9 protein-coding genes and 1 pseudogene are annotated in these 11224 nt (G+C 32.0%); 5 read left to right on the top strand and 5 right to left on the bottom strand.

What is annotated here, in order from left to right:
• Positions 1-12: 12 nt before the first annotated feature.
• Positions 13-702, bottom strand: coding sequence for an MgtC/SapB family protein (locus tag ID741_RS17485; protein ID WP_438720990.1), 690 nt, complete (start codon positions 700-702; stop codon positions 13-15).
• Between the two features lie 323 nt (positions 703-1025).
• On the opposite strand from ID741_RS17485, the gene ID741_RS17490 reads away from it, so the two are divergent.
• Both ID741_RS17490 and ID741_RS17495 read left to right on the top strand, forming a co-directional pair.
• The gene (locus ID741_RS17490) at positions 1026-2633 is read left to right on the top strand and encodes a DHA2 family efflux MFS transporter permease subunit (RefSeq protein WP_438719446.1); all 1608 of its coding nucleotides are present in this window, start codon (positions 1026-1028) and stop codon (positions 2631-2633) included.
• A gap of 523 nt (positions 2634-3156) precedes the next feature.
• Entirely contained in the window at positions 3157-3546 is a 390-nt protein-coding gene (locus ID741_RS17495) for a hypothetical protein (RefSeq protein WP_438720991.1), read from the top strand.
• 176 nt (positions 3547-3722) lie between these two features.
• On the opposite strand, the pseudogene ID741_RS17500 reads toward ID741_RS17495, so the two are convergent.
• From ID741_RS17500 to ID741_RS17515, 4 genes and pseudogenes are all read right to left on the bottom strand, one after another.
• Positions 3723-3973, bottom strand: a pseudogene (locus ID741_RS17500) (recombinase family protein); the annotation flags it as partial.
• 315 nt (positions 3974-4288) lie between these two features.
• Positions 4289-6256, bottom strand: coding sequence for a BspA family leucine-rich repeat surface protein (locus ID741_RS17505; RefSeq protein ID WP_438720992.1), 1968 nt, complete (start codon positions 6254-6256; stop codon positions 4289-4291).
• Positions 6257-6659: 403 nt separating this feature from the next.
• Positions 6660-6974: a hypothetical protein gene (locus ID741_RS17510; protein ID WP_438720993.1), complete on the bottom strand. Its 315-nt coding sequence runs from the start codon at positions 6972-6974 to the stop codon at positions 6660-6662.
• A gap of 9 nt (positions 6975-6983) precedes the next feature.
• Positions 6984-7319, bottom strand: a complete 336-nt coding sequence (locus ID741_RS17515) for a hypothetical protein (protein WP_438720994.1) — start codon at positions 7317-7319, stop codon at positions 6984-6986.
• Positions 7320-8064: 745 nt separating this feature from the next.
• On the opposite strand from ID741_RS17515, the gene ID741_RS17520 reads away from it, so the two are divergent.
• The 3 genes from ID741_RS17520 to ID741_RS17530 all read left to right on the top strand — a co-directional run bounded on the left by ID741_RS17520 (position 8065) and on the right by ID741_RS17530 (position 11203).
• Complete coding sequence (locus ID741_RS17520; RefSeq protein WP_438720995.1) at positions 8065-8448, top strand: hypothetical protein; 384 nt, start codon at positions 8065-8067, stop codon at positions 8446-8448.
• Positions 8449-9042: 594 nt separating this feature from the next.
• Positions 9043-10149 carry a tyrosine-type recombinase/integrase gene (locus ID741_RS17525; protein ID WP_438720996.1) on the top strand — a complete coding sequence of 369 codons (1107 nt, stop codon included), beginning with the start codon at positions 9043-9045 and terminating at the stop codon, positions 10147-10149.
• Between the two features lie 370 nt (positions 10150-10519).
• The gene (locus tag ID741_RS17530) at positions 10520-11203 is read left to right on the top strand and encodes a WxL domain-containing protein (RefSeq protein ID WP_438720997.1); all 684 of its coding nucleotides are present in this window, start codon (positions 10520-10522) and stop codon (positions 11201-11203) included.
• Positions 11204-11224: the final 21 nt, after the last annotated feature.

Consider the following 11224-nt stretch of genomic DNA (forward strand, 5'->3'; position numbering starts at 1 on the left):
CGTAAGAGCCTCCTACACATCGAGTATTTCTATTGAGCTGATATCATCTATTCGTGCTAAATCAATAATAAGGTGATGCATGTCTGTGACATGACGAGGTTTGATGGTGTACATATTAGTATAGTATTTCCTATCTTCATTTGTATATACTTTTGTTGTTAAATTTTTAACAGTTATTTGGTTATTTTTAAAATATTCTGTAATCATTTTTTCTGTCTCCACTGATGAAATAGTTATGGCTAAATTTTTTAAAGATTGAAAGGGAATGATTTTGTTAAAAGTTGCTAAGATAACTACCACTAATAATGAACTAAATAAAGCTAGCAGGTAGTATCCTAATCCTACAGCGATCCCTATAGCAGCAGTTACCCACAAAGAAGAGGCTGTCGACAAACCTTTTACTCTTTTTTGAGAGACAATAATTGTTCCAGCACCTAAAAAACCAATACCACTAACTATTTGAGCAATGATTTTGCTAGAATCAGCACTGATGATTCCCTTTAATTCAGGGTTAGTGATCACTGCTTGAGCAGTAGCTTCAGATAATTCTTTAGATATGATTGTCAAAATGACTGCACCCAAACAAACTAAATTATAAGTTCTCATTCCTGCAGGACTACTTTTGGTTTCTCTATTATAACCAATCATAGAAGATACAAGTATACTAAATAATAAGGGTTCTAAAATATTAATTAAATTCATCATTTACCTCACAAATATATTTTTGTTGAAACGGTAGTAATTAATTTAGAAAAATCATGCGATAGTTAACAGAGACCTATATGTTTTACTATTAGATCCTATGTGTTTAACCTAAAAATAGCCATTAATTTATAATTCATTTTTTTATTTTTTTTTAAAAAATGGATATAGTTTTTTTATGACAATTATACTCTTTTTTGATGACACTTGTTGACAAATTTAAGTTATTTAAAAATAGAAATATTTTTATTTGATTAGTCTTTTACAGGTAATGCGGTAATCTGAAAGCACATTATATTATCAAATTAAAAAAGAGGTGCAAAATGTTAAATGTAACAAATACTTATACTAAAACTGTTAAACACAAATGGTGGGTTTTAACAATATTAGCGTTATCCGTATCATTAGTTATTATCGATGGCACAATTGTGAATGTATCATTACCAGTCATAATGAAGGATTTGAAATTATCTTTTACAAATGCCGAATGGATTATTACTCTGTATTCTCTGCTTTTTTCTTCATTGCTCATTACCATGGGACGACTTGCAGATAATTTTGGTCGAAAAAAAATATTAATTATAGGAATTATAATTTTTCTGTTCGGATCAATATTGGCAAGCTTCTCAAAAGATATTACTTTTATGCTAACTGCTAGAGCGATACAAGGAGTCGGTGGAGCATCTATTTTACCAACAACTTTATCAGTTGTAAATTCATTGTTTTTTGGAAAGGATAGAACTGTTGCCTTTGCAGTATGGGGATCAGTAATTGCTGGTATGGCAGCAATCGGTCCATTATTAGGTGGGTATTTGACAACTTACTTATCTTGGCACTGGATTTTTTGGATTAATTTTCCAATTGGTGTTTTCATCATTATTTCAGCATTAAAATATTTACCCGAAACTTATGGTGAAAAAATAGTAGGGAAATTTGATTTTATCGGTTTTTTACTTTCTACGATAAGTTTAATTTCTTTTGTATTCGGAGTTATAGAAGGTCGTACATACGGCTGGTGGCATGCCAATAATGGCTATCCAACGTTCTTTAATTTATCCATTATACCTACATTAATTGCCATTGGTATATTAGTATTTTCATTATTTATAGTATGGGAATCGCGTCTGAACAAACAAAATAAATCTCATTTACTAGATGTATCACTATTTAAGTTTAAAAGTTTTTCATTAGGAAATATTATTGCCGGTATCGTTGCTATCGGAGAATCTGGACTCTTATTTTTATTACCATTATTCTTGCAAAATATTTTAGTACTTAGTCCAATAAAGTCTGGAATTATACTTTCAGTGATGGGGTTAGGAGCGTTCTTAGCAGGTGGTATGGCTACATTTATTGTTGAAAAAACATCAGCATCTTTTGTTGTATCTCTTGGTTTATTTTTAGAAACTTTAGGATTTTTTGGCTTTTTCAAAACTGTAAATCCCAATAATAGTTTAGCTTGGATTGTTATCTGGCTTATTATTTACGGTATAGGACTTGGATTTGCTTCAGCCCAGTTAACATCCATTGTATTAAAGGATGTCCCACCTATTCAGTCAGGACAAGGATCAAGTATTCAATCCACTACACGACAAATTGGATCTGCATTAGGTGTTGCTATTATCGGAACAATATTTAATTCAAAACTACAAAATGATATTCCCCATACTCTTGATGGTTTAGGAATATCAGCAAAAATGCAGCATTCATTGGAATCAAGTGTGATAAATAGTGCAGGATCAGCTATTCATGCATTAAAAGTATCCAATCCAAAGATATTGAACATAACAGAAACTATGCGAAATAATATGGTTGTAAAATTAGATATTAACTTTACAAATAGTTTAGTGAAAACAATAGGTATTTCATCTATTGTTATACTGATTAGTTTCTTTCTAACATTTGGACTATACAAACAAAAAAATAACTAAAAATTGATTTGCTTATCTTTTGACAGTTGTTAAGGACAATATCGACAATGTTGTAACCTTGAAAAAATACTTTTCTCAGCTTGTCTCATTTCTTATAATTCTTAGGAAATGGTAGCCATGGTGGGGAGCTACTGTCAAAAGTTGAGCTGATTTTTTATTTCATTTGTAAGTGGTCCATTTCCATCTAATCCTGATCTTGATTCATTAGTGCTAACATTTCTTTGTGTATGGTTTTTTATTTTTTGCTTGCATATTATGACCATCGAACATTTATGAAGGTATGCCATAACCCCAAAAATTATTTGGCCTCCATATTTGATAATTTCATCTGAATACATATCCAATATTATTTTTTTTCATATAATCCCTGATTTTTTTACCGTTTCATAAAATATAATAAAAACTAGGAATTAAGCAATAAAATTGTTCAATAGTTTGGAAAATACTAGTACATAATTTCACTGACTTGATATTTTTTCTTCTACATATATTATAAAAATCCTTTCACAAAGGAAGTGTCTATTTGATAAAGCGTGATTTAAGAGATATGGTCATTTTTATTCCTTTCATCTGTTGCTTTTTTCTACTGATTTTAGCAGCTGATAAAACAGGAAAGGTTGGCATTATTGGAACAATCATCACATTATTTATAAATCCTGAAAATTATGAAATACGATATAATAAAAAAATTAATCAAAAGTTGAAACTCAGAATTTTTTACCTCAAAGAATTAATGTTAAGTTTTTTCTGTAGCTATTATATCGTTTATATTATCAATCATATTCGTTTAAAAAAAGAAATTACATGGCCAGTCAATGTATTTATATCAGCTACAATTTTTTCATTCATGTGGATTTATGTTCGTATTATAGTTCCTCACATGATCAATTACTTCAATAATAAAATCGAATAGTATTTTCGGGTATGTTGTGAAATTTTGAAAATTTTGTCACACACCTGTATTTAACGTTAAAAAATTATTTCTTTCAGGTCTACAGTTTGAGTATTTTAAGTATTTATTCGTATAAGTTTTTTATAAAAGGAAATTATTTCACAACTCAAACATTACAGTCTGAATGATTAAGGACAAACAGCCAATCCAAATTGATTGAAAGAAGAAATAATTTCATTCGAACCAATAATACTTTTTGCAAGGTGATCTATCTTAGTGACTAAATACCTGATCACCATCTTTCACAACGGAAATTAACGCTTCTAATTCTTTTCTACCTTCCTTTTTCATTCCAGTATATTTTTCGCTAAAGATTTTTATTGCCCCAGCTTCTTCTAGTTTTATAATTTTAGTTACTTGTACTTACTTTAGAGTACCTATAAATCAACTAAATTTTTACTTTCTTTCTGAATATATGTTTTTGACCCGTTTAAATTCAAGTATATAGAGAAAAAATTAAAGGATCAAAAACTTTCTAAATTCCTGGCACCAATATACTTAATAGAGAATAAGATGAAAGAAGGGCAGAAGGTCGTCACTTTTTCCGCTAATTTTGATATAAAACAGAATAAAAGGGTTCCAAATTCAAATTTCTCGAATTTAGAACCCTTTTGCCTTACTTTTAATATTTGAGATTCTGCTTGCTAGTTAATATAAAGAGCACCATACGAGTAGTTAATACGGCGCCTCAATTATCTATCAATTATTTGGGACTATAAAAAGCTATGCCTTCATCTCTCCACCCAAGTCTAATTAACCAATCAGCTTCTTTTTTACTTGAAGTAAATAAGTGAGAACCTGGTCCTGTGGTATTTGGATTAAATACTCTAAAAACACTTTCTCCTTGATCCTTAGGAACCATGTAAAACCCAATTTGTTCTTTTCTCCAACCGTTAGCTGCTACCCAATTGTATTCTTTATCACTAATAGTATAAAAATGTTCACCTGAATTAGGATTGTATAGTCGATAAACAGGAAGAGCTGATTCGTAGTCTGAGAGGACGCTTTGGAACGCCACACCTTCAGCATGCCATTTCAAACCAGTTATCCAATCGTATTCCTTTTGACTAGTAGTATATAAATGATCTCCATCGTTTGAGTTATATGCTCTTAATACTGGGACTAATTGAGTATCATCTTTTTTTACAATAGTTAGCATAACAATCTTAGACTGTCCATCTGAGCTATTCAATGTGACATCATAATTTCCCGGTTTAGAAAAATTCACTTTAGAAAAATCAGCAGTAACATCTATAGCATTACCGTCAGTATCTGTAGCAGATCCTTTAAAATCAGACACTGTTGGGGTGGCGGATCCCATAGTCATTGTATAGTTTTCCCCATTTATTGATTGTAAGTTCTGAGCTTCTAAAACCTCAATAGTCGCATCTTTAGAGATTGAATAACCAAATTTACTGATATATTCATACTTTACGGTGTAATCTCCTGGTGATTTAGTATCAACATCTCCAGTAGTAACTACTGCAGAAAACGCTAATGGGTTTCCTTCTCCATCGGTTCCACTTACAAAGTTACTTTCAGGAGTCCATTTACTATTTAGCTTTATAGATGAATCTTTAACTTCTACGCTTGATAAATCTTTTTGCCAAATATATGTTCCAGCTTCACTATAATTTGCCATAAGGTCTTGAGAACTTCCAATAACTTGTTTGTTTTCTTTACGTGACCATGATCCTGTATAAGGATATTCTTTTTCTATGGCAGACAATTGAACAGAAGTAATGTCCGAAGATAAGTGGTCTCCCAGTACTAGAGTGGATAATTTGTCACAATTTCCAAACATTTGTGACACTGTTCCTGACACAGAAAATTGCGATATATTTAAATATGACAGTTCTAAATCATTATAAAACATTGAAGCAGCATTGATTAAATTTGGCGTTTTGAAATTTGATAAATCTAAACTTTGTAAAGACCACATTCCAATGAACATACGGGTCATATCTGTCACGTTAGAGGTGTCAAAGCTGGAAAGATCGATTGTTTCCATAAATTTAATATTATTAAACATATCCGACATATCTGTTACTTTTGCTGTATCAAAATGTGTAAGATCGATAGATTCTATCACACAGCTATAAAACATGCCTGACATATTTAGTACGTTTGAGGTATTAAAACCAGATAGATCAATTGTTTCTGCATTACACCCTCTAAACATATCACTCATATCTGTCACATTAGAAGTATCGAAATTAGATAGGTTTAAATTAGATAATTTACTGGTTCCTGCAAACATCTGTGACATATCTGTTACATTGGAAGTGTTAAAGTTCTCCATATTATGAAATTCTGTAACATTTCTTAAACCAGAAAATAATGCATTAGAATCTGTGTTAGCAATAACCTGTCCATCAAAAGTTACTGTCTTTATGTTTGCCGAATAAGCATACCAAGGAGAATAACCGGAGTTATTTGCTTTATCTGATGGAGCTAATTCGCCTTCTCCGATGTGTAATGTGCCTGAATCATCAATAGACCAATTTGACGTACCATTTACTCCATTAGGATTTGTATCCATTAAACTAGAGGTATTATCACTCACTGTATTATTATTACTAGGACTGACATCAACTGCAAAGCTTTTAATTGGTACTAAAAGTTGTGCACTTACCAAAAAAGTTAGCACTAACATGTTTGTTTTTTTCATTTTGATTTCCTTTCTAATCTTAATAGTAATATGATTTGTTAATTACATATTATATATCCGTAGGTAAATCTTGAAATTTCCAATATAAAAATAAATCCAATTTTATAAAGCTACAGTCAGTTCTGTTGCAAAGTAAAAAATGAGGGGGCTGTCTTTTCTAATAGTAAATTAGGTAGGAATTTCAATGATATCTTTATTTCCATATAAACCGAAAAGCCAAAAAGAGTAACTACTTTTTGGCTTTTCTTTATACATTCTTTGATTATAGAGAAGTTCTTCCACTGTAAGATAGCTTAGATTGAAACGAAGATAAGGGGATCAAGGTCAGAATAATCTGAAATGACTTCCTTTTAAAAAAACCACCATCTGTCCTTTCAGAAACATTTACAATAGATTCCACTTTTTATATAGTCTTCAATGGTTTTAACCTAATAAAATGGCCTTCAGCAGATTCAATCATTTGTTCTATTTTATAATGAGGAACAAATTCTTGAACATCTGTTTCCAATAACATGACTTCTTTTCCGAAGCCAGGTATTCCGATAACCAGATTTCTTGTTTCTAAATGCAGTTGCATTACATTTTGAAGATGTTCAGATATTTCTAATAATACTGTTCTATCAGTATTTTGGCAGGCACCTTTTTGATGCAATAGTCGCAAACCATTCCGCAAAATAGTATTGTGAACAGTCTTTTCTCGAATGACTTTATTCCACATGATCGTTCCCTAGGCAACCTTTTCTTCAGTAGTTACGGTCAATCTAATACATAAGTTTTTTCCACACTCAATCAGCTGCTCTGCCACGTCTTTTGGACAATCTACATAAAAAACTATAGCAGAGTAGTCTTTTGCCAGTTTATATAAAATTTCCTTCCCTTGGTTTAGTAGAGATGATGGGCTATCTTCCAAATTTTCATAAAAAGTGATCTGCTTATTACGTAAGAAGGTGTGGGGTAATTGTTTTTTTATACCAATGAACGCAATTTTTTCTCCTGGATAATGTTGTTTAATATGACTCCATATTTGTTGTGTAGGTTCTATTTTCTTTTCAAGAATAAACAATTTTTAACTTCCTCTCAGTTTTTAATTATTGTTTGCAGGAAATAGTCCTGCGCTAGTTTGTCTTGCAAAACTATCACCTCCATTCTTGATAAAAAATAACAAACGATATATATCTATCATAGCACCTTATATTTTTAAAGCAAGGGAAAACAGTAAATTATGCTTTTGAGAAGTAGCTAACCCAATTATTCATTGATTTTAAATTACAAAGAAAAAGATGCATAAGTATTAAAAAAGCGATTCACATGATTATAAATAGTCTTGAATATGATTGATATTATATGCATATCATTCGGTCATTATCCAGTAGGATTAGTTCTTTAAGAAACGAGATCACAGCCTGATCAATAGACATGAATATTATTTATTCAATAAAATATTATCTGTTTCGGTAGAGAGTTTTTATGAAGAAAGTTGTTATATTATGTGTCGCAAGAAGGAGATTCAAAAAGATGGGACACCTTGAGTGCAGATGAAAAATCTTAGCTTTGGAATTTTTTTTTAAAAAAAATTCACCAAATTCAATGACACTCAACAGATTTTTAAATCTGCGACATTTGTTTTTTAAGGCTTTAGATCAAGGTTTTTTAAGTGAAAAATAAAATGGGATTTTTCTTATGTCGTGGATTTTTAAAACAGTTGAGTATGGTCTGGAGGAGTGAAAAAATAATTTTAAGATTTTTTTGGACTTTTTCGAGAAATTTTTCGTTATTAGGTGTAAGAGGAAAAATGAGGAGAAAAACTTATGGAAAAGCAACCCTTTACTTGCCGCCAACTATTAAACCGCGACTACCAAAAAATCCAACGTCAAGTGACGAAATATTACAGAAGCACGCCGAATCTAATTCTTTGCCTGAAAATCATCCAAGCGTTATTAATCCGCCGAAATCTTGCAGCTGAGAAACTAGCATTACCACTAGTAGAAATCGTCAAAGAAATCTATTTAAAAAATCCAGCGACACCTGATATGGCTGTTGAAATTTATCAGTTTGGAGAATATTTTACCGCACGAGAATGGCACATACTGATGGAAAAATATCGCCAATTAGTACGTTTATATATCTTTATCAAAATTCTCGGGGAAATTTTGAAAAAAAGGGATCGACAAGCTTTATTTTTAAGTGGATAGGACTTTATATTAATGATTAAAAATACTGGTTTAATTCGTGAAGGCTGGCGCTCTGAGGGGGTTGGGTTTTACGGGAAGTAATCGAGAATTGTTTAGTTGGTTGTGATATCACCTGTATACAGAAAATTAGATAAGATATGTTATTTTTAATAACAAATGATTTATTTTTAAGATTTATTTGTTTGTTTAAAATAAGTGGATTATAATAAGCCAAAATCGTTTAACAAAATGATTAACGATTCTGGCTTATTTTGCATATATTATTATAGGTGAATGAATTTTTTTTAATTTATAAATTTCCATTGTTATTTATAAAACGTATCTTGATTGTAACAAAAACAGGAAAAAAGTGCTTTTTGAGACTATTTTTAAAGCATTATTCTTTTCACATAAATTATATTATAAATGATGATCAGTTTCAACATTAAATAATTTATTTCCTTGGGAATTATTTAAATAATGTCTTTATAATGTTAGTTTTATTCATTTAAAATGAATTTTTGTGCCTTATTTATGTTAAAAAACGGAATATTAAAATTGTTTTTTTAAACCGTCAAACTGCGCCGTCAATAAAAGAGAAAGGATGATTATTTTATGACAGCAAAAGGAAATAATATTTACCTAAGAAAGGATGGAAGATGGGAGGGTCGTTATCAAATAAATCGAAAGCTCAATGGACAGATTAAATATGGTTACATTTATGGAAAATCTTTTGAGGAAGTAGCAGAAAAATTAGTGCCATTAAGGAAAAAGACAGAAAAGATGCGCCAACTATACGGAGAAAGCACGGTGACTTATCAAGAATGGATCGACTATACCGGTCATGAAATCTTTGAAGGCTTGAAACCTTCGACTGTAGCAAGTTATCGTTATAAAATTAAGCGCTACCTTTTACCCTTCATGGGGAAGACTTCTTTATATGAAATAACTGAATCTTTTTTAAAGGAAATCACCGTTAAATGGCAAGAAATGGGTTTGTCTAACAGTACCTGTACCGTCATTTTGCGGATACTAAATAAAACCCTGCGCCATGCGGTTGTAAAGAAAATCGTGTCAGAAGACCTTGTTCAAGAGATGCCGAAAATAAAAATACAACCACAAAAAGTCCATGCACTATCACAAAAAGAAGAGCATGCACTAAAAAAGGCGGTTGAAAATTATGATGACGATAAAGGAAAAGCGGTCCTATTTGCCTTGCATGCAGGACTAAGAATTGGTGAGATCGCTGGTTTAAGATGGGAAGATATTGATTTTGAACAAAATATCATTACGGTAAATCATACATATCAACGAATCGCAAATAACCAAGGACAAGGTACCGAGATGACCTTAGGATCCGCTAAGACAACGGCTTCTCATCGGGTCATCCCCATGTTGAGTGAAGTCAGAGAACTATTGGAAAAAATGAAAAAAACGACAAATAGTCCTTACATATTAAGTGTCAGAGGAAAAGCCTGTGAACCTCGTTTATTGACGTACCATTTTCATTGCATCAGAAAAATGGCTGGCTTAGAAAATATCCATTTCCACCAATTGCGCCATACTTTCGCGACCCGTTGCCTAGAGTCGTCCTCAGATATTTCATCCATTAGTGCCATGATGGGACACGCTTCTACGCAGATGACTTTAGACATATATACTGATTCTCTATTAGAACAAAGAAGAGCTGTGATTCAAGGATTAGAATATAAAAGCGCCTAGGTGATAGCGCTTACTTTTTTAGCGAATTCTGAAGGTTTTTTTGGATTTCTAAAGTAAGCGCTAACAACGACTTGTTAATAATTCTTGAAAATATATTGATATTAATACCAATCAAAAAATAGATTTCACTAAATATATTGTTATTTATTTGATTTCAAAAAAAAGCCAAAGCCGTCAAAGTCAGCCGTCAATAAATAAACGCCTTGCTACAAAAGACTTTATAACTGTTTTCTTGTTTTTGTTACGACTAGGAAAAAATAAGTGGCTGCCATAACAAGCGCGTCACCTACAAGTTTAAGGTTTTTTGTTAGAAAAAGATATCAAATGGCTCAGGTCATTTAATATAAAAAAATAAAAGGAGAGATTTAACATGAAAAGAAAGGTATTGGCAGGTTTATTGGCGAGTGTCAGTGTATTAGGTTTATGTTTATCGGGAACGACAGCGCTTGCAGCAACACAAGAGAGGTCTTCGGATGCAACGATTGGGTTTACAGAGCCCATAGTTCCGGGGACATTACAATTTAGACACATTCCAGTATCGAACGCTTTTGATTTTGGTACAAGTAATGCTGCTCCAACTGGTTCGAATGGAGTTTTTAACAAGACAGGGAATGCTTATGTTGTTATTCAAGATGATCGTACTGAAGCAATAGGAAATCAATGGGCGTTGTCAGCGAGTCTTAGCCAAATTACACATGTGAGTGATCCTTTAGATGTTTTATCAGGTGCAACATTACGGTTTACTGGAGCATCAAGAGATTACTTAGATCCAACCAATGATGGGATGACACCTCCAGCTGCAGGTAATGGGACTATCGGCAATCAAAGCGATTCAACAGCTGTAGCAACAACTACCAATGTTGTACTTAATCAAGCGACTTCTAGTCAAAGTTTTCCAGTAGAATTACTAAGAGATGGGACATCTGGTGCGTCTTCTAGAGAAGGTTATTCAGCTTTGGAAATGTCAGGTATTAATATGACTGTTGTTCAAGATACTGCGAACGCAGGTCAATACAAAGGCACAATCACTTGGTCATTAAATGATCTAGTTTAAACCACACAAAAACCTAAGGGG

The organism is Enterococcus sp. AZ103, from assembly GCF_051714685.1.
Classification (GTDB): Bacteria; Bacillota; Bacilli; order Lactobacillales; family Enterococcaceae; genus Enterococcus_A; species Enterococcus_A alishanensis.